At 61.3% G+C, this 23,657-nt stretch carries 22 protein-coding genes and 1 tRNA gene; 21 read left to right on the forward strand and 2 right to left on the reverse strand.

Annotated features, from left to right (window positions below; translation table 11 throughout):
* The 17 genes from cobA to ACOQFT_RS03340 all read left to right on the forward strand — a co-directional run bounded on the left by cobA (position 1) and on the right by ACOQFT_RS03340 (position 16,214).
* Entirely contained in the window at positions 1 to 762 is a 762-nt protein-coding gene (cobA, locus tag ACOQFT_RS03260; protein WP_421596629.1) for a uroporphyrinogen-III C-methyltransferase, read from the forward strand.
* Positions 755 to 1,120, forward strand: coding sequence for a c-type cytochrome (locus ACOQFT_RS03265; protein ID WP_421596630.1), 366 nt, complete (start codon positions 755 to 757; stop codon positions 1,118 to 1,120). Before cobA ends, ACOQFT_RS03265 begins: the two co-directional genes overlap by 8 nt.
* Complete coding sequence (locus ACOQFT_RS03270) at positions 1,117 to 2,262, forward strand: cytochrome D1 domain-containing protein (RefSeq protein ID WP_421596631.1); 1,146 nt, start codon at positions 1,117 to 1,119, stop codon at positions 2,260 to 2,262. Before ACOQFT_RS03265 ends, ACOQFT_RS03270 begins: the two co-directional genes overlap by 4 nt.
* A gap of 3 nt (positions 2,263 to 2,265) precedes the next feature.
* Complete coding sequence (locus ACOQFT_RS03275) at positions 2,266 to 3,255, forward strand: AsnC family transcriptional regulator (RefSeq protein WP_421596632.1); 990 nt, start codon at positions 2,266 to 2,268, stop codon at positions 3,253 to 3,255.
* A complete protein-coding gene (locus tag ACOQFT_RS03280; RefSeq protein WP_421596633.1) occupies positions 3,252 to 3,701 on the forward strand; it encodes an Lrp/AsnC family transcriptional regulator in 450 nt (149 codons plus the stop codon). The genes ACOQFT_RS03275 and ACOQFT_RS03280 overlap by 4 nt, the downstream gene beginning before the upstream one ends.
* Complete coding sequence (locus ACOQFT_RS03285; RefSeq protein WP_421596634.1) at positions 3,698 to 4,180, forward strand: Lrp/AsnC family transcriptional regulator; 483 nt, start codon at positions 3,698 to 3,700, stop codon at positions 4,178 to 4,180. The genes ACOQFT_RS03280 and ACOQFT_RS03285 overlap by 4 nt, the downstream gene beginning before the upstream one ends.
* Positions 4,181 to 4,183: 3 nt before the next feature.
* Positions 4,184 to 5,398 carry a heme d1 biosynthesis radical SAM protein NirJ gene (gene nirJ / locus ACOQFT_RS03290; RefSeq protein WP_421596635.1) on the forward strand — a complete coding sequence of 405 codons (1,215 nt, stop codon included), beginning with the start codon at positions 4,184 to 4,186 and terminating at the stop codon, positions 5,396 to 5,398.
* Positions 5,373 to 6,926 (forward strand): cytochrome D1 domain-containing protein, encoded by a 1,554-nt coding sequence (locus ACOQFT_RS03295; RefSeq protein WP_421596636.1) that lies wholly within the window; start codon positions 5,373 to 5,375, stop codon positions 6,924 to 6,926. Before nirJ ends, ACOQFT_RS03295 begins: the two co-directional genes overlap by 26 nt.
* On the forward strand, positions 6,883 to 7,146 hold the full coding sequence (locus ACOQFT_RS03300) for a hypothetical protein (RefSeq protein ID WP_421596637.1): 264 nt from the start codon (positions 6,883 to 6,885) through the stop codon (positions 7,144 to 7,146). Before ACOQFT_RS03295 ends, ACOQFT_RS03300 begins: the two co-directional genes overlap by 44 nt.
* 142 nt (positions 7,147 to 7,288) lie before the next feature.
* A complete protein-coding gene (locus ACOQFT_RS03305) occupies positions 7,289 to 7,753 on the forward strand; it encodes a DUF2946 family protein (protein WP_421596638.1) in 465 nt (154 codons plus the stop codon).
* A gap of 44 nt (positions 7,754 to 7,797) precedes the next feature.
* Complete coding sequence (locus ACOQFT_RS03310; RefSeq protein WP_421596714.1) at positions 7,798 to 9,921, forward strand: 4Fe-4S binding protein; 2,124 nt, start codon at positions 7,798 to 7,800, stop codon at positions 9,919 to 9,921.
* Between the two features lie 15 nt (positions 9,922 to 9,936).
* Positions 9,937 to 11,844, forward strand: coding sequence for a TAT-dependent nitrous-oxide reductase (gene nosZ, locus ACOQFT_RS03315; protein WP_421596639.1), 1,908 nt, complete (start codon positions 9,937 to 9,939; stop codon positions 11,842 to 11,844).
* A gap of 1 nt (position 11,845) precedes the next feature.
* Positions 11,846 to 13,102 (forward strand): nitrous oxide reductase family maturation protein NosD, encoded by a 1,257-nt coding sequence (locus ACOQFT_RS03320; protein WP_421596640.1) that lies wholly within the window; start codon positions 11,846 to 11,848, stop codon positions 13,100 to 13,102.
* Positions 13,092 to 13,985, forward strand: a complete 894-nt coding sequence (locus ACOQFT_RS03325; RefSeq protein WP_421596641.1) for an ABC transporter ATP-binding protein — start codon at positions 13,092 to 13,094, stop codon at positions 13,983 to 13,985. Before ACOQFT_RS03320 ends, ACOQFT_RS03325 begins: the two co-directional genes overlap by 11 nt.
* Positions 13,982 to 14,803: an ABC transporter permease gene (locus ACOQFT_RS03330; RefSeq protein ID WP_170381871.1), complete on the forward strand. Its 822-nt coding sequence runs from the start codon at positions 13,982 to 13,984 to the stop codon at positions 14,801 to 14,803. The genes ACOQFT_RS03325 and ACOQFT_RS03330 overlap by 4 nt, the downstream gene beginning before the upstream one ends.
* Positions 14,800 to 15,315: a nitrous oxide reductase accessory protein NosL gene (locus ACOQFT_RS03335; protein ID WP_421596642.1), complete on the forward strand. Its 516-nt coding sequence runs from the start codon at positions 14,800 to 14,802 to the stop codon at positions 15,313 to 15,315. Before ACOQFT_RS03330 ends, ACOQFT_RS03335 begins: the two co-directional genes overlap by 4 nt.
* Positions 15,312 to 16,214 carry an FAD:protein FMN transferase gene (locus tag ACOQFT_RS03340; protein WP_421596643.1) on the forward strand — a complete coding sequence of 301 codons (903 nt, stop codon included), beginning with the start codon at positions 15,312 to 15,314 and terminating at the stop codon, positions 16,212 to 16,214. Before ACOQFT_RS03335 ends, ACOQFT_RS03340 begins: the two co-directional genes overlap by 4 nt.
* A gap of 127 nt (positions 16,215 to 16,341) precedes the next feature.
* Here ACOQFT_RS03340 and ACOQFT_RS03345 read toward each other — a convergent pair.
* Positions 16,342 to 16,431, reverse strand: a tRNA-Ser gene (locus ACOQFT_RS03345).
* A 259-nt stretch (positions 16,432 to 16,690) separates the two neighbouring features.
* Positions 16,691 to 17,572 (reverse strand): LysR family transcriptional regulator, encoded by an 882-nt coding sequence (locus ACOQFT_RS03350; protein ID WP_421596644.1) that lies wholly within the window; start codon positions 17,570 to 17,572, stop codon positions 16,691 to 16,693.
* Between the two features lie 103 nt (positions 17,573 to 17,675).
* On the opposite strand from ACOQFT_RS03350, the gene ACOQFT_RS03355 reads away from it, so the two are divergent.
* The 4 genes from ACOQFT_RS03355 to ACOQFT_RS03370 all read left to right on the forward strand — a co-directional run bounded on the left by ACOQFT_RS03355 (position 17,676) and on the right by ACOQFT_RS03370 (position 23,630).
* On the forward strand, positions 17,676 to 18,851 hold the full coding sequence (locus ACOQFT_RS03355) for an acyl-CoA dehydrogenase family protein (protein ID WP_421596645.1): 1,176 nt from the start codon (positions 17,676 to 17,678) through the stop codon (positions 18,849 to 18,851).
* Between the two features lie 35 nt (positions 18,852 to 18,886).
* Positions 18,887 to 20,509 carry an AMP-binding protein gene (locus ACOQFT_RS03360; RefSeq protein WP_421596646.1) on the forward strand — a complete coding sequence of 541 codons (1,623 nt, stop codon included), beginning with the start codon at positions 18,887 to 18,889 and terminating at the stop codon, positions 20,507 to 20,509.
* Positions 20,510 to 20,655: 146 nt separating this feature from the next.
* Positions 20,656 to 22,317, forward strand: a complete 1,662-nt coding sequence (locus tag ACOQFT_RS03365) for a GMC family oxidoreductase (RefSeq protein WP_421596647.1) — start codon at positions 20,656 to 20,658, stop codon at positions 22,315 to 22,317.
* 428 nt (positions 22,318 to 22,745) lie between these two features.
* Positions 22,746 to 23,630 carry a FecR family protein gene (locus tag ACOQFT_RS03370; RefSeq protein WP_421596648.1) on the forward strand — a complete coding sequence of 295 codons (885 nt, stop codon included), beginning with the start codon at positions 22,746 to 22,748 and terminating at the stop codon, positions 23,628 to 23,630.
* Positions 23,631 to 23,657 lie beyond the last annotated feature (27 nt).

Here is a 23,657-nt window from a genome sequence, read left to right on the forward strand (position 1 = left end):
ATGAGCGGTAAGGTTTTTCTGATTGGCGCCGGCCCCGGCGACCCCGAGCTGATGACCCTGCGCGCCCTGCGTATGCTGCAAGAGGCCGACGTGGTCGTCTATGACCGGCTGGTCTCGGACGACATCCTCGAGCTCCATGCCGACGGTGCGCGGCTGATCCCGGTGGGCAAGGCCCCCAAGTGCCACACCGTACCGCAGGACCGTATCAACGAAATCCTGAAAGAAGAGGCCTTGGCCGGTCACACCGTCGCGCGCCTGAAGGGCGGCGATCCGATGATCTTTGGCCGCGGCTCGGAAGAGGCGGCCTATCTGATGGCCCACGGAATCGCGGTTGAATACGCTCCGGGCATCACGGCGGCACAAGGGGCCTCGTGCTCGACCGGCGTGCCGCTGACCCATCGCGGGCTGGCAACCTCGGTGCAATATGTCACCGGCCACCGTCAGGCCGACAAGGTTCTGGACCTGGACTGGAAACGGCTGGCCGATCCCGATTCGACGCTGGTTGTCTATATGGGCGTGGCCAATATCGGCCAGATCGCCGTGGGCCTGATGACCGAGAACCTGCCCGGCTCGACCCCTGTTCTGGCCGTAGGCAAAGCCACCACGCCGGAAGAGAGCCGACTGGTCTCCCGCCTTGATCAGCTGGCGGCGGATGTGCGCAAGGCAGAGCTGAAAGCGCCGACCTTGTTCATCATCGGCAAGGTGGTGTCGCTTTATGCAGAACGGCCGCTGGCGGACCTGCTGGAACAGGCTCATGGCTAGGCTCGATCATAAGAATACGGGGCGTCGCCCGGCCCAAAGTCCGGGGTGGACGGCGCACGCCGTGCTGACAACTGCCGTGGTTCTGGCCACATCCGCCTTTGCCGCCGATGCACTTGATCCCAATGCGTTGAAACGACTTGTTCATCAGGATTGCGGTTCATGCCACGGGCTGTCGCTGAAAGGCGGCCTTGGTCCCGATCTGCGGTCCGAGACGCTGGAACACTATGACCCCGACGTTCTGACCGGAGTCATCCTTGACGGCATTCCCGACACTGCAATGCCCCCATGGCGGCCTCTGATCAGCGAAGAAGAGGCCGAATGGATCGCCCGTTATCTGCTGGAACAGGAGGCACAATGAAACATCTCGTCCTCGGCCTTGCAGCCGCACTGATGATGACAACGGCATATGCCGAACCGACCGCAACCGGCGATTTGGGCCTGGTGATCGAACGGGCCAAAGGCTCGGTCCTGCTGTTGGACCAATCCGACCGGGCCGCGCTGGCGCGGATCGAGGGGCTGGGCGATCTGTCCCATGCCTCGCTGGTCTACTCGCCCGATGAACGCTTTGCCTATGTGTTTGGGCGTGACGGTGGCCTGACCAAGGTCGATATCGTCACCCGCCAGATCGTGAACCGCGTCGTGCAGGCAGGCAACGCCATAGGTGGCGCGATCTCGGACGATGGCAAGCTGGTCGCCGTGTCGAACTATGAACCCGGCGGCGTGCGTGTCTTTGATGCCGAGACGCTCGAGATGGTTGCCGACATTCCCACCGACAGCAAGACCATCGGTCTGGTCGATGCGCCGGGCCGCCGCTTTGTGTTCACCATGTGGGACACGGGCGAGACATGGATTGCCGATTTCGCCAAGGGCGACCCCGCGATCACCAAGATCACCGACATGGGCAAAAACCCCTATGACGCGTTGATCACAGCCAACGGCCGCACCTATATCACTGGCTTGTTCGGTGAGGATGGCCTGACCGCGCTGGACCTCTGGGCCGATAATCCCGAACCCATCCGCGTGCTGCCCGACTATGGGCGCGGGCAAGAGGAAATGCCGGTCTACAAGATGCCCCATCTGGAAGGCTGGGCTCTGACCGGGCGCGAGTTTGTTCTGCCCGCTGTCGGCCATCACGAGGTTCTGTGGATCGACTCTGACACCCTGACCGAAACCGGGCGCACCAAGACGCATGGCCAGCCGGTCTTTGCCATGGCCCGTCCAGACGGGCGGCAGGTCTGGGTGAATTTCGCCCATCCGCTGAATGACACGATTCAGGTCATCGACAGCGTCAGCAAAGAGATCATCCACCAATTCAAACCCGGCCCCGCCGTGTTGCATATGGAGTTCACTCCGCGCGGGCATGAGGTCTGGCTCAGCGTGCGCGATGCCAACAAGGTCATGGTCTACGACACGCAGACTTTTGAGAAACTGCGCGAGATCGATGCGGACAGCCCCTCGGGCATTTTCTTTACCGCGCGTGCGCACAGAACGGGACTGTGACCGATGGATCATATCACCGACCCCATCGACCGCCGCCTGCTGGATGAGTTTCAGCGCGATTTTCCCGTCACCGACCGCCCGTTTCAGATTCTGGGCACTGCGCTGGGCCTGGACGAGGCCGAAGTGATCGACCGCCTGACCCGAATGCGTGCAACCGGGCGGATAACGCGCGTGGGCGCAACGATTGCCCCCGGCGCGGTTTCGGCCAGCACTCTGGCCGCCGTCGCCGCACCCGATGAGCGCCTGGAAGAGGTCGCCGCAATGATCGATGCGGAACCCGGCGTGAACCACAATTACCAGCGCGAGGATGACTGGAACCTGTGGTTCGTCGCCACCGGTCCGGACCGCGCACATGTCAACGACACGTTGGCGCGGATCAGCCATCGCACCGGACTGCGAGTTCTGGATTTGCGGCTGGTCCGTCCGTTCAACGTCGATCTCGGGTTCCGCATGTCGGGCAAAACCCGCAACGTGCCGGGCCCCCGCAAAGTTGACCGCTCGGCCATGCGAGACAGCGATCGGCCGTTGCTGCAGGCGCTCAGCTCAGGCCTGCAGCTGGTCACCGAACCTTTTGCCGAACTGGCACTGTCACTGGGTCGATCCACGCCCGAAGTAATGGCGCGTATCAAGGCGCTGCATGATGCGGGCATCATCTCGCGCCTGGGCGTGATCGTTCGGCACCGGGCGCTTGGCTGGTCGGCCAATGCCATGGTGGTCTGGGACATGCCCGCCGATCAGGTCGCTACTGCTGGCCCGGCCCTTGCCGCGCATCCCGGCGTGACCTTATGTTATGAACGCAACCCGGTCGAGGATGTCTGGCCCTATCGCCTCTATTCCATGATTCACGCCAAGTCGCGCAACGAAGCGCTGGAAACCCTAGCAGGTGCCACCGCGCTGCCGGAACTGGCAGGCGCGCGCCACAAAGTCCTGTTTTCGACCCGCTGCTTCAAACAGACCGGCGCACTTATCCAAGCCAGAGAGGCCGCCGCATGACGCTGGATGAAACCGACCGCGCAATCCTGAACCGGATGCAGGACGATCTGCCACTGACCACGCATCCCTATGCGACGATTGCCACCGAACTGGGCATATCGGAAAACGAGCTGCTGAGCCGCCTGACACGCATGAAAGACGACCGTGTGATCACCCGCTTTGGCCCGTTTTTCGATGCTGCTGCCATGGGCGGCGCGTTCTGCCTGTGCGCAATGGCCGTTCCGCCCGAGAATTTCGAAGCCGTCCTGACCAAAGTCAATGCGCATCCAGAGGTTGCCCATAATTATGAACGCACGCATCGGCTGAACATGTGGTTCGTTCTGGCAACCGAAACCCCCGAGGGGATCGAGGCCACCGCCGATGCCATCGAACGGGAAACGGGGATCGAAGTTCTTTGTTTTCCCAAATTGCAGGAATTTTTCATCGGCTTCCGGGTGGCGGCATGATCGACGCGAAAGACAGAGAGATTATCGAGGCGCTGCAAGGCGGCCTGCCCCTCGTGCCTGCACCCTACGCGCAGGTGGCTTCGGACATGGGCATGGACGAAGACGAGTTGCTGCTTCGTCTGGCCGACCTGAAATCGAGCGGCGTGATCCGCCGCATCGCTGCCGCTCCCAATCACTACAAACTGGGCATGACCTCGAACGGTATGACCGTATGGGATGTGCAAGACGACCGCGTGACCGAACTGGGCACCCAGATTGGCGCTCTGCCCTTTGTCACCCACTGCTACGAACGCCCCCGCGCCCTGCCCGACTGGCCCTATAACCTGTTTGCCATGGTTCACGGCACGGACAGCGACGAGGTCGAAGAAAAGCGCGCCGAGATCACCGCCATTCTGGGCGATGCCTGCCGGGCCAAAGATATCCTCTATTCCACGCGCATCCTGAAAAAGACCGGGCTGCGCCTGAAAACGAAAGGCTGAGACATGTTCCGCCTGACCGAATACATGCATCAACTCGTCACTCCGACACCAGTGCGCAAACGCCGCCCCGGACCGGTGAAACCGGTGGTGATCTGGAACCTGACGCGACGCTGCAACCTGAAATGCCGTCATTGCTACACCGTCTCGGCGGATGTTGCGTTCCCGGGCGAGCTCAACCACGAGCAAGCCATGGTAACCCTTGAGGATCTGGGCCAGTTTCGCGTCCCGGCCCTGATCCTCTCGGGTGGGGAACCGCTGGACCGGTTCGATTTCTTCGACATCGCCAAACGCGCCCGCGATTTGGTGCCCATGCTGGCGCTGTCGACCAACGGCACACGGATTCACGACGAAACCGCCGACATGATCGCCGATGTCGGGTTCAACTATGTCGGCATCTCGCTGGACGGGATCGGGGCCACAAATGACTGGTTCCGCGGTGTTGAAGGCGCTTTTGCCGATGCCCTGCGCGGTGTACGCGAATGCAAGAAGCGCGGCATCAAGGTGGGTCTTCGGTTCTGTCTGACCGAAGGCACTCAGCACCACCTGCCCGACCTGCTGCAACTGTGTGACGACGAGGGCGTCGACAAGTTCTACCTGTCTCACCTGGTCTATGCTGGTCGCGGCGACAAGAACCGGGGCGAGGATGCCGAACACCTGCGCACGCGCAAGGGCCTCGACCTGTTGCTGGAGCGCGCGTGGGAGGCCGCCTCGGGTGGACGCCCGCTGGACATCGTGACCGGCAACAACGACGCTGATGCCGGGTATTTCCTGAACTGGGTCCGCGCACGTTTCGATGCCGACAAAGCCGCTCATGTGCGTGAACATCTGGCCGCCTGGGGTGGCAATTCCAGCGGTTTGGGTGTGGCCAATATCGACAATCTGGGCCGGGTCCATCCCGACACCTACTGGTCCGACTACACGGTCGGCAATGTGAAGACCAAACCGTTTTCCGAGCTTTGGACCAGTGATGATCCGATGCTCGCCATGCTGCGCACCCTCCCGCGTCCGCTGAAAGGGCGCTGCGGGGCTTGTCAGCTCAAGGACGTCTGCGGCGGCAACACCCGGATTCGGGCGTTGCAACTGACCGGCGACCCCTGGGCCGAAGATCCGGCGTGCTATCTGACAAATCAAGAAATCGGCGTCGAAGATGCGGGCGAGCGCCTGCAGGTGACTCCGTTCCGAGGAAAAAGCCATGACCCGGCGCATCAGTTCTTTTGACACTCTGAAAATCGGCACCTTCTGTTCGCTGCTGCTGGCGGGCACCGCATGGGCCGACGCCCCGGCCGACTATGCCGAACACTGCGCCTCCTGCCACGGCGAAAACCGTCTGGGCGGCGTTGGTCCTGCGCTGATCCCCGAGACATTGAAACGGATGCGCGGCCCGCGCGTGGCTGCCGTGATCGCCGAGGGGCGCACAGCCACCCAGATGCCCGCCTTTTCCCACGAACTCGACGCCTTGCAGATCGAGGAACTGGCCGGTTGGCTGAAATCCCCGCTGGAAACCGACCCTGAATGGGGTGAGGCCGAAATCATGGCCAGCCGCACTCTGGATGAGGATTACAGCCCGGTTGACGCGCCTGTGTGGGACAGCGACCCGATGAACATCACACTGGCGGTTGAGACCGGCGATCACCATATCAGCGTTCTGGATGGCGACACGTTCGAGGTTCTGGACCGGTTCGAGACCCCCTTTGCCGTGCACGGAGGCCCGAAATTCAGCCCTGATGGCCGCTATGTGTTCATAATGTCCCGCGATGGCTGGGTGCAGAAATACGACATCTGGGCGCTGAAACAGGTTGGCCGTGTACGCGCGGGCCTGAACAGCCGCAACATCGCCATGTCGGGCGATGGCAAATGGGTGGCCGTGGCGAACTACCTGCCCAACAGCCTGACCCTGCTGTCGACCGAAGACCTCTCGGTGGCCAAGGTCGTCGAGGTCAGGAGCAAGAAGGGCGTTCCCAGCCGCGTCTCGGCTGTCTATCAAGCCCCGCCGCGCGAAAGCTTCGTTTTGGCGCTGAAAGACGTGCCCGAGATCTGGGAGGTCTTTTACGGTGCCAACCCACCGCAATCCGGGCTGGGTCATGATTTCCGGATCGAGGGACAATTCAAGAACCCTGACCCGTTCCCGGTGCGCAAGATAACCACGCCGGATTATCTGGACGATTTCTTTTTCGACCAGAGCTATGAATACGTCATGGGCGCCTCGCGCGATGGGAATGGAGGGCAGGTGATCGATCTGGTGATCGGTCAGAAAGTGGCCGATCTGGACCTGCCGGGTATGCCGCATCTGGGGTCCGGCATCACCTGGAAACACGGCGATACCACCGTGATGGCGACACCGCATCTGACCGATGGCACAGTATCGGTGATCGACATGGAAAGCTGGGAGACCGTCAAGCGGATCAAGACCGAAGGGCCGGGGTTCTTCATGCGCAGCCATGAGAACTCGCCGTATGTGTGGGCCGATGTGTTCTTTGGCCCCAACAAGGACGCCATGCATGTGATCGACAAGCAAAGCCTTGAGATCGTGAAGACCCTGCGCCCTGCCCCAGGCAAGACCGTGGCCCATGTCGAATTCACCAAAGACGGCAGCCACGCGCTGGTGTCGATCTGGGAAGATGACGGCGCAGTAATCGTCTATGATGCGCAGACGCTGGAAGAGATCCGCCGCCTGCCGATGCGCAAACCTTCGGGGAAATACAATGTCTGGAACAAGATCACCTTCTCGGAAGGCACCAGCCACTGAGGGCAAATGGCCGGTCTGGAAACTGGCCATTCTGCTTTATCCGGCCACGGCGCTGACCGTGGCCATCAACCTGTTTCTGGCCGGTCTGATCGCCAACAGCGCCGGTTTTGGCATTATCGAGCCGGTCACCGCGATCCTGTGGTCGATCCCCCTTGGCGTGCCGGCATCCTGGTTGGCCGGGCGCTGGGTACGCGGCCTGATGGATGAAGCTGACGGTTGAAGCAAAGGCTTAGTGCTTTGTGATTTAACTGAAAACCTCCCAAATTAATTTTTTGGGCAGATTGAAAACAAATGACATAAGTCAAGTTTCGAATCGGGCCACGGTTCTAGGACTCAGGAAAGATTGCCGAGTTGGATTCTCTATGCCCGCCCTCAACCCTCTGCACATGTCAGCTGTTTGCGCGTCCCGCGCGGCTTGTGCTTTGGCGGGCATCTTCCTTCTGCTGTTTCAGCTGCTTGGCCCGGCGCTGGCGAGTCCCGGGGAAAGCATGTGGGTGGAGATCTGCTCGGAGGCAGGGGCGGTCTGGGTTCAGGTGGACCTCGAAGAGGACACCACGGACCCAACCGCGCCCTGTCCGAAATGCGCCGACTGCGCCCTGTGCGCCGTCACCTCGATAGCCCCGGTACCGGGTCTGCCCGTTCTGCAACGGGACGGTCTTGTTCACGCCGCATATTGCGAAAATCGCGATCTGGTCAATGTCACCAGCGTAAAACGCCTGTGGCCCGAAACCCGAGGCCCCCCGCGCGCGGCCCAAGAAATAACTGAACGCGCCCTGCGCGCGTCCATGGCGTCCACCCAAATAATCGGAGGTGCGCCGTGGTCGTAAGTCGCGCAATCCATTTCCTGCTGGCCCTTACCCTGTCCTGTCTGATGGCGATCAGCGCCCATGCCGACAGCCTCGCCAGCTTCCTGCCTGAAATCGAGCCCGCCGACCTGGCCCCTGGTGCCGATGCTTTTGGCCCGGTGCGGGATGACGTGCCCGTCGCCCCGGTATTGAAGGGCGGGGAAACCGTTGCCTGGGCTTTTCTGACATCCGATTTCGTGGGCACCACCGGCTATTCCGGCAAACCCATCCACGTCGTCGCCGCCATCGATGCCGATGCCGTGCTGACCGGGGTGAAACTGGTCAAGCACTCGGAACCCATCGTTCTGATCGGCATCCCCAACTCACGCATGGTCAAACTGACCGAGGGTTACACCGGCCTCGACCTCAAGCACGAGGCCGCAACCGGCGGTGAGGGGCATGACCTCGACATCATCTCGGGCGCAACGGTGACGATCATGGTGATCGACGACAGCCTTGTGCGCGGTGGTATCAAGGTAGCCCGCGCGCTGGGTCTGGGCGGGCTGTCTCCGCTGCAGGCTGACGGGCCGAAACGCGAAGTCGATATGGCGCAGGATGCGACCTATGACTGGACGACGCTTTCGGGCGACGGCTCGGTGCGGCGTCTGACGCTGGATGTGGGTCAGGTCAACGCCGCGTTCGAGGCCACCGGCGATCAGCGTGCCATCAAACGCCCCGAGCGGGGTGAACCGGATGACACTTTCATCGACATGCACGTGGCGCTGGTCTCGGTGCCTTCGATCGGGAAATCCCTGCTGGGTGAGGCCGAATACAACAACATGACCAAGTGGCTGGACGAAGGCGAACAGGCCATTCTGGTGTTGGGCCGCGGGGCCTACAGCTTTAAGGGCTCGGGCTATGTCCGGGGCGGTATTTTCGACCGTATCCAGCTGATTCAGGGTGACAGCTCGGTCCGGTTTTTCGATAAGCAACAACGCCGCCTGGGTCAGGTCGCGGCCCCCGATGCGCCCAGCTTTACCGAACTGGACATCTTCAAGATCCCTGCTGATGCCGAGTTCGACCCGGCCGAATCCTTCCGCCTGCAGCTGTTGGTGCAACGGGCCGTGGGCGCAGTCGAGAAGACCTTTCTGACTTTCGATCTGGGCTATAAGCTGCCGGAACAGTACCTCGTGCCGACCGCGGCCCCTGCAGTCGTCGACGATGCCACCGGAGAAGCCGCCGCCAAGGCCGCCTTGTGGCAGCGCATCTGGAAGGACCGCACGGTCGAGATCGGTGTTCTGGGCGTCATGCTGCTGGTGCTGACCGCCACCTTCTTCTTCCAGTTCCACGCAACGATGAATGCGCGGGTCTTTTACTGGTTCCGCATCGGCTACCTGACCATGACCCTGTTCTTCATCGGCTGGTATGCGAATGCACAGCTGAGCGTGGTGAACCTGATGGCGCTGGCAGGCAGTCTGCGCACCGGGTTCAGCTGGGATGCTTTCCTGCTGGATCCGCTGGTATTTATCCAGTGGTTCGCCGTCGCTGCCGCACTGCTGTTCTGGGGTCGGGGCGCCTATTGCGGTTGGCTGTGCCCGTTCGGCGCGTTGCAGGAACTGACCAACAAGATCGCGCGGGCCTGCCGCATTCCGCAATGGACCCTGCCATGGGGGCTGAACGAACGGCTTTGGCCTGCGAAATACATGATCTTCCTCGTGTTGTTCGGCATCAGCTTTGTCTCGATCCCGCTGGCCGAGAAATACGCCGAGATCGAGCCGTTCAAGACGGCGATCATCCTAAAATTCATGCGCGACTGGCCGTTTGTGGTCTTTGCGTTGCTCTTGCTGGGGATCGGGCTGTTCATCGAACGGTTCTACTGCCGCTATCTCTGCCCGCTGGGCGGAGCGCTGGCGATCCCCGCCCGTATCCGCATGTTCGACTGGCTGCGCCGCTACAAGGATTGCGGCACCCCCTGTCAGACCTGCGCCAACGAATGCCCCGTTCAGGCCATCCACCCCACCGGTGAGATCAACCCGAACGAGTGCGTCACCTGCCTGCATTGTCAGGTGCTCTACCAGTCCGAGGACAAATGTCCCGTCGTTATCCGCCAGCTGAAACGGCGGGCCAAGACAGGGTCGGTCAGCCCTAAGACCCCCCTCGGACAACCACCGGCGAACCATCCGAACGCCAAACCGCAAACCGCTTCCTAAAAAGGAGGAACGATCATGTCGGAACATGACAACAAACTGAACATCACGCGCCGCGGGATGCTGGGGGCAACCGCCACCGGCGCCGTGATTGCCGGCACCGGTCTGGGCTCGACCCTGATGACCGCGAAAGAGGCCAGCGCCGCCGCCAAGCTGCATCTGGAGCCCGGTGAGCTGGACGAATATTACGGCTTCTGGTCCTCGGGCCAGACCGGCGAGCTGCGCATCCTGGGCTTCCCCTCCATGCGCGAGCTGATGCGGGTGCCGGTGTTCAACCGTTGCTCGGCCACCGGCTGGGGCCAGACCAACGAGTCACTGAAGATCATGACCGATGGTCTGCTGCCGGAAACCAAGGAATTCCTCGCCAAGCGTGGCATGAAAACCTATGACAACGGCGACCTGCACCACCCGCACATGTCGTTCACCGACGGCACCTATGACGGCCGTTACCTGTTCATGAACGACAAGGCAAACACCCGCGTCGCTCGTGTGCGCTGCGACGTGATGAAATGCGACAAGATCACCGAGATCCCCAACGCCAAGGCGATCCACGGTCTGCGTCCGCAGAAATTCCCGCGCACCGGCTATGTCTTTGCCAACGGCGAAGATGAAACACCGCTGGTCAACGACGGCACTGTACTGGACGATCCGTCGCAATACGTGAACATCTTCACCGCGCTGGACGGCGACACCATGGAAGTGGCATGGCAGGTGATGGTGTCGGGCAACCTCGACAACACCGATTGCGATTATCAGGGCAAATACGCCTACTCGACCTCGTACAACTCGGAAATGGGCATGAACCTGGCCGAGATGACCGAGAACGAGATGGACCATGTGGTCGTCTTCAACCTTGCGGAAATCGAGGCAGGTATCGAAGCTGGCGACTATCAGGAGCTGAAGGGCGTCAAGGTTCTGGACGGACGTAAGGGTCAGAACAAGAACTACACCCGTTACATCCCGATCCCGAACTCGCCGCACGGCATCAACACCGCGCCCGACGGCAAGCACGTCTGCATCAACGGCAAGCTGTCACCGACCGTATCGGTCATGGACGTGACCAAGCTGGACGCTGTATTCAACGACGGTGCCGACCCGCGGTCCTGCATCGTGGCCGAACCGCAGCTGGGCCTTGGCCCGCTTCACACCGCCTATGACGGCCAGGGCAACGCGTTCACCACGCTGTTCCTCGACAGCCAGATCGTGAAGTGGAACATCGACAAGGCGATCGAAGCTTTCGGTGGTGCCGATGTCGATCCGATCATCTCGAAAGTCGATGTGCATTATCAGCCGGGCCACAACTCGACCTCGATGGGTGAAACCAAAGATGCTGACGGCAAGTGGCTGATTTCGATGAACAAGTTCTCGAAAGACCGGTTCCTGAATGTGGGTCCGCTGAAACCCGAGAACGAGCAGATCATCGACATCTCGACTGACGACATGAAGGTGGTCCATGACGGTCCGACCTTTGCCGAACCGCATGACTCGATCATCGTGCGCGCCGACATCGTCAACCCGGTCAACGTCTGGGACCGCAACGACGTCACCTGGGAAGACGCCCGCAAACAGGCCGAAGCCGACGGCGTCGATCTGGAGGAAGGCGCCGAGGAACCGATCCGCGACGGCAACAAGGTACGGGTCTACATGACCTCGCAGGCGCCGACCTTCAGCCTTGAGAAGTTCACCGTCAAACAGGGTGACGAGGTGACGGTCTACATCACCAACCTGGATGACGTGGACGACGTGACCCACGGCTTCTGCCTTGGCAACTACGGCATCGCGATGGAAGTCGCACCGATGGCAACCGCCTCGGTCACCTTCACCGCCGACCGTCCGGGTGTGCACTGGTTCTATTGCCAGTGGTTCTGCCACGCGCTGCACATGGAAATGCGCGGCCGGATGCTGGTCGAGCCGCAGGGCGCATAAGATGCGTTGGCCCCTGCTCATACCGCTCCTGCTTGGCTCGCCCCTTTGGGCGGCGGATTGGGACGTGCCCAACCGGGTGGGGGCCATCACTGAAACACTGGCGCAGGCGGCGGATGGAGACACCCTTCGCCTGAGCTCCGGTGTCTACACCGAAACACTGGTTCTGGACCGGCCCGTCACCATAGACGGGCTGGGACATGCCACCATCGACGGACAAGGTGAGGGCAGCGTCATCACTGTGACCGGGCCGGGCGTGACCGTGCGCGGTCTGACGGTGATCGGCTCGGGCTCGGATCACGGGGAAATCGACAGCGGTATCCAACTGACCAAGACGGCCCTCGCGCCGGTCGTGGAGGACAACGTGCTGATCGGCAACCTTTACGGCGTCGATATTCATGGTGCCAGGGACAGCATCGTGCGCGGCAACCGGATCGAAGGACGACAGGACCAGCGGATGAATGACCGCGGCAATGGCGTCTATGTCTGGAACGCCCCCGGCGCGGTGGTCGACGGCAACGACATCCAGTATGGCCGCGACGGGATCTTTGTGAACTCGTCCAAGAAGAACACCTTCACCAACAACCTGTTCCGCGACCTGCGCTTTGCCGTGCACTACATGTATGCAGACAATTCGGTGGTCCGCGACAATGTCTCGATCGGCAACGATCTGGGCTATGCGGTGATGTTCACCACCGGCGTCACGGTGGCCGACAACGTGTCGATAGACGACCGGGAACACGGCGTGATGCTGAACTACGCCAACAAGAGCACCATCACCGGAAACGTAGTGAAAGGCGCCAAGGAAAAATGCACCTTCCTCTATAACTCCAACAAGAACGAATTCACCGACAACTGGTTCCAGGGTTGCGGTATCGGCATCCACTTTACCGCAGGCAGCGAACGCAACCGCATTGTCGGCAACTCTTTCATCGGCAACCGGACGCAGGTGAAATACGTCTCGACCAAGTGGGTCGAGTGGTCAGAAGACGGGCGCGGCAATTACTGGTCCGATTTTGCCGCCTATGATGTGGATGGCAACGGCATCGCCGATGCCCCCTATCGCCCCAATGACAGTATGGACCATGTGCTGTGGACCCAACCCGCAGCCAAATTGCTGCTCGGCTCGCCTGCCGTGCAACTGGTGCGCTGGTCGCAATCGGCCTTCCCGGCGCTGTTGCCGGGGGGTGTGATGGACAGCAACCCACTGATGCAAGCCCCTGAACCCCCAGCTATGAAAAAGGTGCCTCATGACGGATAAGGCCCTGTCAATCGACCATGTTCTCAAGGACCGAGGGAAAACCCGCGTTCTTGACGATATCACCCTGTCCCTTGCCCCCGGTCAGCGCGTTGCGCTGCTGGGTCACAACGGCGCGGGCAAATCGACCCTGATCAAATCCATCCTCGGCCTGACGCCGATCCATGGCGGAGCCATTCGGATCGGAGACGCAACCCCCGGCAGCGCGCAGGCGCGGCGGGACACGGCCTATCTGCCCGAAGCGGTGTCGTTTCATCCGGCGCTGACCGGCCGCGAGCAACTGACCCTGTTCGCAAAGCTGTCCGGCACCAAGACCGACGTGCCCGGCCTGTTGGACCGTGTTGGCCTGAGCGATGCGCTCGACCGCCGGATCGGAGCCTATTCCAAAGGGATGCGGCAACGTCTGGGTCTGGCGCAGGTGCTGCTGGGCCAGCCGAAAGTTGCCCTGCTGGATGAACCCACCTCTGGCTTGGACCCGATTTCCCGGCAGGATCTCTATGCCATCATCGACGAACTGGCCGCTCAGGGCACCGCTGTCCTGATCGCCTCGCACGCCCTGACCGAGGTCGAGGCCCGCACCGACCGCATCGCCATTATGCGCAAGGGCCGGATGGTCGCCGACGACACGCTGAACAACCTGTCGGCACTGGCCGGCCTGCCGATCCGCCTGCGCGTGCGAGCCAGTGCCAATGCCGATGCTTTGGCCGCAGAACTGGGCGGCAACCGGATCAATGGCGCGTCCGTCGAACTGCTCTGCAGCCCCGAAGACAAGATGGAGGCCCTGCGCCGCATCGCCGGACTGGGCGAGGCCGTGGCGGATGTGGAAATGACCCCGCCCAAGCTGGAAGACCTGTATCGCCACTACGCTCAGGAGGATTTGCAATGACCCGCTTCCTCGCCATCACCCGCACCGAAATGCTGATCCTGCGTCGCAATCGCTGGCTGCTGGTCGCGACGCTGATCATGGTGCTGTTCGCGCTGGCGCTGACCTTTGCGGGCAGCGCACCAACCGGTACGCTGGGCGTCGACATGCTGACCGTTTCGGTCGCGTCGATGACCACGCTGTCGGTCTATCTTGCCCCCTTGCTGGCGCTGATGATTTCCTTCGACGCCATCGCCGGTGACGTGGATCGGGGCAGCCTGTCGCTGCTGCTGTCCTACCCGGCAGGGCGCGGCGAAATCCTGTTGGGCAAATTCACCGCCCATCTGGCCGCCCTCGCTTTCGCGATGACCGTCGGCTTCGGCACCGCAGGTGCGGTGGCAGCGTTCTTTGGCGGCGCGGGGCCGGAAAGCCTGATGGCGCTGGTCCGCCTCATCCTCACATCCATCCTGTTGGGCGCCGTTTTTCTGGCGCTGGGTTACCTGCTGTCCGCCCTGGCAAGGGGAGCCACGGCAGCAGCAGGTCTGTCGGCCGGGCTCTGGCTGGTTTTTGTCGTCCTTTATGATCTGGGCTTGTTGGGAGCCGTCGTCATGGACAAGGGCGGCACCTTCACCCAATCCGTCTTTCCGTGGGTGATGGTAGCCAACCCGGCCGACGCATTTCGTTTGTGGAACATCGCAGCAACCGAAGGCGTCGCCATGGCATCCGGCATGACCGGTGCCGCGCAGGCGCTGCCCGTCTGGGCCGCGCCCGCCTCGCTGCTGATCTGGCCGGTGCTGGGTTTTGCCCTCGCCCGCCTCGCATTCCGGAGGGTCGAGCCATGAAGCGTATCGTCCTGATTGCGCTGATCGCGTTGGCCGCCTGCAAAGAGGAGGTGGCCGAGGCCCCGGATCCGGTGGACCTGACCCCCGATGCGCTGAGTTTCTTCTGCCAGATGAACATCGCCGAACATGGCGGACCCAAAGGGCAGATTCATCTGGAAGGATATCCGGTGCCGCTGTTCTTCGCGCAAGTGCGCGACATGGTGGCCTATCTAAAAAGCCCCGAACGCGATGCCGAAATCACCGCCGTTTACGTCAGTGACATGGGGGTTGCCCCGAACTGGCGGCAGCCGGGCGTCTCCAACTGGATCGCGGCGGATGGTGCAACCTTTGTGGTCGGCTCCAACGTCGCGGGCGGCATGGGCGCGCCCGAGGTAGTGCCCTTTGCCGATCCCACCGCCGCCGATGTCTTTATCACCCAATATGGCGGCGCGCAGATGCCATTGTCGGACATTCCCGCAGCCGAGGTTCTTGGCCCCGTCGATCTGGACCTGAAACTGGAGACCCCCTCATGATCCCCCTCTCCCGCCGCCGGTTTCTGACCATGTCCGCCGCCTGTGCGGCCTTTCCGGTCGGCGCGAAACCCGCCCCGGCGGCCCATTGGCGCGGCGTTGCGCTGGGGGCTGAGGCCAGTTTGCGGCTGGAGGGGCTGAGCAATGCCCAGGCCGCGCCGATCATCGCTGCTGTCGAGGCCGAGATGGGCCGTCTGGAAAACATCTTCAGCCTGTACCGCCCCCAATCCGAACTCGGCCGTCTGAACCGCGACGGCCATCTGTCGGGCCCCGCGCCGGAACTGCTGAACGTTCTCAGCCTGTGCACGGCGCTTCACGAGGCCACGGACGGCGCGTTCGACCCCACCGTGCAACCGCTCTGGTCCGCGTTGGCAACCGGTGCAAGCCCCGAGAAGATCGACGCGGCGCGACAATCGGTCGGATGGTCCCGCGTGACCATTCAGCCGGACATGATCCGCCTGCCCCAGCCCGGTGTTTCGGCACTGACCCTGAACGGTATCGCACAGGGCGCCATCACCGACCGTATCAGCGCGCTGCTGACTGCGCATGGTTTGCGGGACGTGCTGGTGAACATGGGAGAAATCTCGGCCCTGGGCCAACGCGCAGACGGGCAACCCTGGCAGGTCGGGCTGGCCGGACCCGGAGGTCAGGTTCACAAATCCATCGAACTGCGGGACCGCGCCGTCGCCACGTCGGACGCGCGCAGCTTCATGCTGAATAGTGATCAGGGACATATCCTGAACCCTGCGAGCGATATGCGCCCTGCGCATGTCGTCTCGGTCTCAGCCCCCAGCGCAGCCATTGCCGACGGGTTGTCGACGGCTTTGTGCGCTCTGCCGAAGACAGGCTTTGAAACCGTGATTCAGGCTTTTCCCGAGGTGCGGCTGGAAATGCATATCTGACCACAGGACCAGCTCTGCCCGCAAATCGCACAATGAGCGCACCCCAATAGTCCAAAGCCGGAACATGGGCCTGCCAACGGCTTACAAGGCAAGCCTTTGTTCTCGCATTATCTACAGCAGTGGTAGATGGCGGAGACGAAGGGATTCGAACCCTCGAGACGGTTTCCCGCCTACTCCCTTAGCAGGGGAGCGCCTTCGACCACTCGGCCACGTCTCCGCCGACGGGTATATCCTTGCAAACGCTGGAAATACAAGGCCAATTCTGAACGGATTGACAGTTTTCTTCGAAATCCCGGAACTTCTTGAAATCGCTCCAAATAGAGCTGTTTTGTACCGTTTTCAGGCAGTATCCAGGCCACCAATTTCAACGGCATAGCCCCGGATCGGGCTTCAGATTCGCGAAACGCACCGTCGTGCCACCGACCCAGGTTCAGCATCCTATGACGGGGCGTGTTCTGAACCCTCGCCCTGCACCGTCAGTTTTTCAGAAGGCCCATGACCAACCGCCCTTGAGTCGTTTCCCAAAAGCCTTCCCGACCAAGAACCCAATATCCGAAATCCGACCGCGCGTGATGGGGTGACATGGGAACCAGGCTCTTTCCGTTGATCAGGTCCTGAATGATCCCGGTCCACCCAAGCGCGACCCCGGCCCCGGAAAGGGCCAGATGCAGCGCCATTCCGTGATCGTTGACCACGACGCGGTTGTCGGACAAACGCCAATCGTCCTGAGAGCGGTCCAGCCATGCCTCCCAACTCAGCCAACGCCGTTCCGGATCGTCCTGCTCGATCAGCGGAATGTTAGAGACATCAATGCTGCCATCCAGCTTGCGGTATCGCTCGATCAGGCTGGGGGACGCGACGGGGCAAACGGCCTCATCAATCAGCTTTCGGGCCTCAAATCCCGGCCAGTGACCCTGCCCAAAGAGAATCCAGCAATCCGCCGCTTCCCGAAACAAGTCCGCGTCTTTGACCAGAGTGATCACCTTCACCTGCGCGCCCAGCTGTTCCGACAGGTCCGGCAGGCGCGGTGACAACCAGTAGGTTCCGATTCCCGGGTAGGTCGCGACAGTGAAGACGCCATCGCCGTCTTTCGCCCGAATCCGGGCCGCCGTCGTTCTTATGTTTCGAAAAGCCCGAGACACGGTCTCATACAGCTCGCTTGCGTCCGGGGTAGGCACCAGACGACCATGCGTTTTTTCGAAAAGAACGACACCCAGATCCTGCTCAAGCTGTTTGATCTGATAGCTTATTGCAGGCTGCTGCACATTCAGTGCCTTGGCTGCCAGCGTAAAGCTGCCATGCCAGTAAGCCTCTTCGAATGCCCTGAGGCCCTTGAGTGTCGGCAGGTTGTCAGTCATTGAAAAATTCAATCCCCCGCTCAGAATTTTCCACGTATTCTAGAAGGAAAAACTCGACTAGACAGGCAAAATAACTTGGATGCCGGAATTTTGGAGGTCCCGCTTGTCTACCGATATCGAAAAAATTTTGAATGTGGCACGCGAACACGCGGCCACTGAGGTTGCCCCGAACGTTGATGCCTGGAACCAGTCAGGGGTTTGGCCCCGCGCTGCGTCAGACAAGGCAGGGGCTGCAGGTCTTATGGGTCTTTATGCCCCTGAGGAGTTTGGCGGTCAGGGGCTTTCGCTTGGCGACGGCATCCGCGTTTACGAGGAACTGGGAACCGCCGACGGGGCCTATGCCTTTGCGCTGTCGATGCACAATATCTGCACCTTTGCCGGATGCGGCTATGGCACCGAAGCATTCAAGGAACAGTGGGCGCGTGATCTGACATCCGGTCGGAAGCTGGCGAATTTCGCGTTGACGGAACCGCAATCGGGCTCTGACGCGACCAACATGTACAGCCGCGCGGTGATCAATTCGGACGGAACCTGGACTATCAATGGCGCCAAAGCCTGGGTCAGCCTTGCGGGTGAGGCCGATATCTATTTCACCGTCGTGAAAACGACCGACCAACCCGGGCATCAGGATATGGCGATGATTGCCATACCAGCCGATACTCCGGGCCTGAGCTTTGGGCCCCGCTATGAGACGCCCAGCTACACCTTCCTGCCCTTGTCCGAGATGTACATGAAAGACGTTGTGGTTTCGGAAGACAACATCATCCTGCCGGTCGGTCAGGGCCTGCAAGGATCGCTGATGGCCATCGACATCGCCCGTGTATCGATTGCATCGGGTTGCTGCGGATTGATGCAGGCCGCGCTGGACACGGCGCTGAGCTATTCCAAGAACCGCAAGATGTTTGGCGGCAAGAACCTGGATCTGGACGGCATTCAATGGATGCTGGGCGATGTGGCAACTGAGCTGGAGGCCTCGCGCCTGCTGTATCGGGCCGCAGCCAATGCGCTTGGAACGCCCGAAGGTCCGGTGATGGCGGCGCACGCCAAGCGGTTTGTCCCGGACGCGGCGGTCAAGGCGGCCCACACCTGCACGCAGGTGCTTGGGGGGATGGGGTTGCTCAAACCTTATGGTTTGGACCGTCTGTCACGGCTCAGCCAGATGCTGCGTATCGTGGACGGCACAACCGAGATCAGCCGGGTCGTGATCGGGCGCAGTCTGGCGAAACGGGCGAAAACCTTGCCGGATCTGCCGGTTCCGAAGGGTTTCGGAGAAACCTGAGCCAAGTCACGCTGGTCTGTTTGGGAGGGTTGACCATGCAAAAACACTTTGAAGCGATGCAAAAGACAGCGGCCAACCATGTGCCGCTGTCCCCACTGTCATTCCTGAACCGCGCAGGCACCCTGCACGGCCACCGCACGGCCGTTATCTACGGGGACGTTCGGCGCGATTGGGCCGAGGTCGTCCGGCGCGCGCACGCCGTTGCGCGGGGGTTGGCCGAATTGGGCATCACCAAGGGCGACACGGTGTCCGTGCTCTGCCCCAACATCCCCGAACTGTTCGAACTTCATTTTGCCGTGCCCTTGTCCGGTGCTGTTCTGAACACGCTGAACACACGGCTGGAGCCTGAGACGATTGCCTATATTCTGGATCATGCCGATACCAAATTGGTGATTGTCGACCGTGAGCTGGTGCCGCTTCTGTCGAAAGCCTTTGATCTGCTTGGCCGCGATATCCCGGTTGTGGAAATCACCGACCCAAATGTGGCGGACGGGGACAGCCTTGGCAGGCAGGACTATTCCGAGCTTTTGAGCAAAGGTGAACACACCGGCCCTGCCCTGCCCGACGACGAATGGGATGCAATCGCGCTGAACTATACTTCGGGCACGTCCGGGCGCCCGAAAGGGGTGGTGTATCACCACCGCGGCGCCTACCTGATGGCGCTTGGCACCGTTGCCGCATGGCAGATGCCCAGCTATCCGGTTTACCTGTCCGTCGTACCGATGTTCCATTGCAACGGCTGGGGACACCCGTGGGTGATGGCGCTGCAGGGCGGCACCATGGTGTTCACCCGTGTGCCAGCTGCGGAAAAGATCATGGCTGCGATCCACGACCACGGCGTGACCCATTTGGGTGCGGCACCAATTGTGCTGCAGATGCTGGCCGAACTGGACAGCCGCGAAAGCGCCCCTTTCGACCCGGCGATCAAAGTGATGACCGCCGGCGCACCGCCGCCGCCTTCGGTGCTTGAGAAAACAAAGGCGATGGGGCTGGATGTCATGCAGGTCTATGGCCTGACGGAAACCTACGGCCACATCTCTCAGTGCCTGTGGCAAGAGGCGTGGGACGCCGAAAGCCCAGCCGAGCAGGCGCGTCTGCAAGCGCAGCAGGGCATCGCCTTTCCAATGGTCGACTCCGTTGCCGTCATAGACCGCGACAGCGGGGATGCCGTCCCCCGGGATGGTGAAACTCAGGGCGAGATCGCCATTCGCGGCAATACGGTCATGAAGGGCTATTACAAGGACCCCGACGCCACAGCCGAGGCTTTCGACAACGGGCGTTTCTGGTCCGGGGACGCCGCTGTGGTCAACCCGGACGGCTACATGCAGATCCGCGACCGGTTGAAGGACGTCATCATCTCGGGCGGCGAAAACATTTCGTCAGTTGAGGTCGAGGCGGTTCTTTACCGTCACCCCGCCGTTCTGGCCGCTGCCGTCGTGGCCAAGCCCGACCCCAAATGGGGCGAGGTGCCCTGTGCCTTTGTCGAATTGCGACCGGACCACCACGCAGAAGGCGATGAAATCGTGGCGTTCTGCCGGGAACATCTGGCCGGTTTCAAGGTGCCCAAGGCCGTGGTTTTCGCGGACCTGCCCAAGACATCGACAGGGAAAATCCAGAAATTCCAGCTCAGGGAAAAAATGAAAACGGCAGAGATCTGAAAAGCCCGATCATCAAGCAGAAAACCTGCGACGCACGCAGCAAGAGCGTTGCCAAAGATACATGGCTCGGTATCCTGCAGCGCCGGTCGGAGGGCTCCTTGATTGCGCCCCCTTTGCCCGCAACTTAGTGACTCCGGAGCCTGACCATGCCTGCCGAAACGTTTGATTACATCGTCATAGGGGCCGGCACCGCAGGCTGCCTGCTTGCCAATCGCCTCAGCAAGGACCCGTCGAAACGGGTGCTGCTGCTGGAAGCCGGTAAAAAGGACACCTACTTTTGGATTCACATCCCTGTTGGATATCTGTACTGCATCGGCAACCCGCGCACCGATTGGCTGTATCAGACCGAGCCCGACAAGGGTCTGAACGGCCGTACCCTGCGCTATCCGCGCGGCAAGACACTGGGCGGCTGTTCCTCGATCAACGGCATGATCTACATGCGCGGTCAGGCGCGGGATTATGACAACTGGGCCAGGCTGAGTGGCGAACAGGGCTGGAGCTGGGCAAACTCGGTCCCGGACTTCAAGGCACATGAAAACCATTACAAGCTGGACAATGGCGCCGATCCGAGAACCGGCGACAACGGCCGGTTCTCGGACCTGCATGGGCATGGCGGCGAATGGCGCGTGGAAAAACAGCGCCTGCGCTGGGACGTGCTGGAGTCCTTTGCCGAGGCTGCCAGAGAGGCCGGAATCGAATCCACCGAAGACTTCAATTCGGGCGACAATGCCGGGGTTGGCTATTTCGACGTGAACCAGAAGTCGGGCTGGCGCTGGAGCACCTCGAAGGGCTTCCTGCGCCCGGCGAAAGAGCGTCAGAACCTGACTATCTGGACCGAAGCACAAGTCGAGCGTCTGACCTTCGACACCACCCCTGATGGCGCAACCCGATGTTCCGGCGCAGTCGTGCGTCGCGCGGGGCAACCGGTGACCGTGAACGCCTCGGCCGAGGTCATTTTGTCCGCGGGTGCCATCAACTCACCGCAGATCCTGCAATTGTCGGGCATCGGCAACGGCGCGTTTTTGAAATCCCACGGTATCGACGTGGTGCTGGACGCACCCGCCGTTGGGGAAAACCTGCAAGACCACCTGCAAATCCGCGCGGTATTCAAGGTGGACAGGACCAGGACCCTGAACACGCTGGCCAACAGCCTTTTGGGCAAGGCCAGGATCGGCCTGCAATACGCGCTGCGACGCTCTGGCCCGATGAGCATGTCGCCCAGCCAATTGGGGGCCTTTACCCGATCCGATCCAAGCCGTGCCCATGCAAACCTGGAATACCACGTCCAGCCGCTGAGCCTTGAGGCATTCGGTGAAGACCTGCACGAGTTCCCTGCCATCACCGTCAGCGTCTGCAACCTGAACCCGACCAGCCGTGGCCATGTACGCATCCGGTCGAACCAGTACACCGACGCGCCGATGATCGCGCCGAACTATCTGGACACGGACGACGACCGCCAGGTCGCCGCCGACAGTCTGCGCCAAGTGCGCGAAATCATGTCCAAACCGGCGATGCAGAAATACAACCCACAAGAATGGAAGCCGGGTGTTCAGTTCCAGACAGATGAGGAACTGGCCAAGCTGGCGGGCGACATCGCCAGCACCATCTTCCACCCTGTCGGCACTGCAAAGATGGGTCGCGAGGATGATCCGACCGCTGTGGTCGATCCCTATCTGAGGGTCAAGGGCATCAAGGGTCTGCGTGTGGTCGATGCCAGCATCATGCCCGAGATCACCAGCGGCAACACCAACGCTCCGACCCTGATGATCGCTGAAAAAGCCGCGCGCTGGATTCGGGAAGGTCGTTAAGCCAACCAGCGCACTGAACTTGGGCCTTTTTCCTCCGGTCGGGCGGCCAGCGCCCGTGGAATTGCCGGGATAATGCCCGAGAAGACCCGCCAAGCTGATCCTGTATCTGGACATGCCGACACCCGTGCAATCGGGTATCGACCCATCCCGCACAGAAAACTTGCCAGATACGCAGGTTTTAAGGCATATTTGTATGGATTTAATAATTTCAAATTCATGTAGTAGAATTTTTTTGAGGCAAAACCGAGCACGGGTGCAATACGCCCGAGACCACCTGTGGGGGAAGGAAGCTGGTTTTGTTCTGGTTGAGATCGTTACTTGTTTTTTGCTGTGTTTTGCTGCTGCCTTCGCAGGTTTTAGCTGAAATCGGGAAAGTCATCGGCGTCAAACAAGGCGCGCAAATCACGCGCGCAGGGAAAACCCAGCCGTTGCGGACCGGTATGGAGGTTGCCTCGGGCGACTCCATTTCAACCGACCGCAGCGGTGTGGTTCAACTTGTCTTCGTTGACGAAACCAAAATCGCCATCGGCCCGAACGCGCGGATGATGCTGGACGTCACGATGCTGCGCGGTAATCGAAAGGCCAAGAGTTTCGCGGTTCAGGCATTGGGCGGCAGCTTCCGGTTTATTTCCGGCAAAAGCAAAAAGCGCGCCTATTCCATCAACACGCCGACCGCAACCATGGCCGTGCGGGGCACAACTTTTGACCTTTGGGTCGTACCCGGCACGCAAAGCGCCATGCTGGTTCTGCAAGGTCGGGTAGAAATGTGCGGCCAAAGCGGCAATTGCCGCGAAGCCGCGCGCCAGTGCAGCCTGCTGGCAACGACGCACGCCGGCAATGTCGGGCGCCCTGTCGATCAGGAAAGCTATGACGATGCGCTGAAAAACGGGTTCCCGTTTGTTCAGTCGCAGGAACAGTTGCTGGTGCCTCTGCAAGTCGATTTCAGAGGCTGCGGGACGGATGCCCTGCCCCTGACACAACGGTCCGAGGCGCGTGAGACCCGTCCCGATCGTGAACAAGGCAGCGTCCAGAGCGCCGCAGCACCAGAGCCGCGCGGTGACCCCGCTTCGGGGCAAAGCGTCGGTCAGGGCAATGGCGGCAACATCGGCAGCGGCACCGGCAGTGATAACGGCACTGGCGGCAATATCGGAGCCAGCAGCGGCAGCGGGGATGGGCGCGGCGGCTCGATCGGTGGCGGCTCGGGCAGTGGCGGTCCGGGAAGCGGCGGCACAATCGGTGGCGACACCGGAGGGTTCGGGGGCACTCCCGGCGGCGGCGGAGCTGACGGGAATGGCGGTAACAGCGGCGGCTAAAGATACGCAGGCCCCGCTAGATGACAC

The sequence above is a fragment of the Ruegeria sp. MALMAid1280 genome (assembly GCF_049195285.1).
GTDB lineage: Bacteria > Pseudomonadota > Alphaproteobacteria > Rhodobacterales > Rhodobacteraceae > Ruegeria.

Bases quoted from the DNA above. Each gene is read 5' to 3' on its own strand.
- ACOQFT_RS03335 (WP_421596642.1), top strand. From the start codon at position 14,800: ATGAAGCGTATCGTCCTGATTGCGCTGATCGCGTTGGCCGCCTGCAAA.
- ACOQFT_RS03300 (WP_421596637.1), top strand. From the start codon at position 6,883: ATGTCTGGAACAAGATCACCTTCTCGGAAGGCACCAGCCACTGAGGGC.
- cobA (WP_421596629.1), top strand. From the start codon at position 1: ATGAGCGGTAAGGTTTTTCTGATTGGCGCCGGCCCCGGCGACCCCGAG.
- ACOQFT_RS03295 (WP_421596636.1), top strand. From the start codon at position 5,373: ATGACCCGGCGCATCAGTTCTTTTGACACTCTGAAAATCGGCACCTTC.
- ACOQFT_RS03360 (WP_421596646.1), top strand. From the start codon at position 18,887: ATGCAAAAACACTTTGAAGCGATGCAAAAGACAGCGGCCAACCATGTG.
- ACOQFT_RS03325 (WP_421596641.1), top strand. From the start codon at position 13,092: ATGACGGATAAGGCCCTGTCAATCGACCATGTTCTCAAGGACCGAGGG.
- ACOQFT_RS03285 (WP_421596634.1), top strand. From the start codon at position 3,698: ATGATCGACGCGAAAGACAGAGAGATTATCGAGGCGCTGCAAGGCGGC.
- ACOQFT_RS03310 (WP_421596714.1), top strand. From the start codon at position 7,798: ATGGCGATCAGCGCCCATGCCGACAGCCTCGCCAGCTTCCTGCCTGAA.
- ACOQFT_RS03280 (WP_421596633.1), top strand. From the start codon at position 3,252: ATGACGCTGGATGAAACCGACCGCGCAATCCTGAACCGGATGCAGGAC.
- ACOQFT_RS03350 (WP_421596644.1), bottom strand. From the start codon at position 17,572: ATGACTGACAACCTGCCGACACTCAAGGGCCTCAGGGCATTCGAAGAG.
- nirJ (WP_421596635.1), top strand. From the start codon at position 4,184: ATGTTCCGCCTGACCGAATACATGCATCAACTCGTCACTCCGACACCA.
- ACOQFT_RS03365 (WP_421596647.1), top strand. From the start codon at position 20,656: ATGCCTGCCGAAACGTTTGATTACATCGTCATAGGGGCCGGCACCGCA.
- ACOQFT_RS03340 (WP_421596643.1), top strand. From the start codon at position 15,312: ATGATCCCCCTCTCCCGCCGCCGGTTTCTGACCATGTCCGCCGCCTGT.
- ACOQFT_RS03330 (WP_170381871.1), top strand. From the start codon at position 13,982: ATGACCCGCTTCCTCGCCATCACCCGCACCGAAATGCTGATCCTGCGT.
- ACOQFT_RS03265 (WP_421596630.1), top strand. From the start codon at position 755: ATGGCTAGGCTCGATCATAAGAATACGGGGCGTCGCCCGGCCCAAAGT.
- ACOQFT_RS03270 (WP_421596631.1), top strand. From the start codon at position 1,117: ATGAAACATCTCGTCCTCGGCCTTGCAGCCGCACTGATGATGACAACG.
- ACOQFT_RS03275 (WP_421596632.1), top strand. From the start codon at position 2,266: ATGGATCATATCACCGACCCCATCGACCGCCGCCTGCTGGATGAGTTT.
- ACOQFT_RS03305 (WP_421596638.1), top strand. From the start codon at position 7,289: ATGCCCGCCCTCAACCCTCTGCACATGTCAGCTGTTTGCGCGTCCCGC.
- ACOQFT_RS03320 (WP_421596640.1), top strand. From the start codon at position 11,846: ATGCGTTGGCCCCTGCTCATACCGCTCCTGCTTGGCTCGCCCCTTTGG.
- nosZ (WP_421596639.1), top strand. From the start codon at position 9,937: ATGTCGGAACATGACAACAAACTGAACATCACGCGCCGCGGGATGCTG.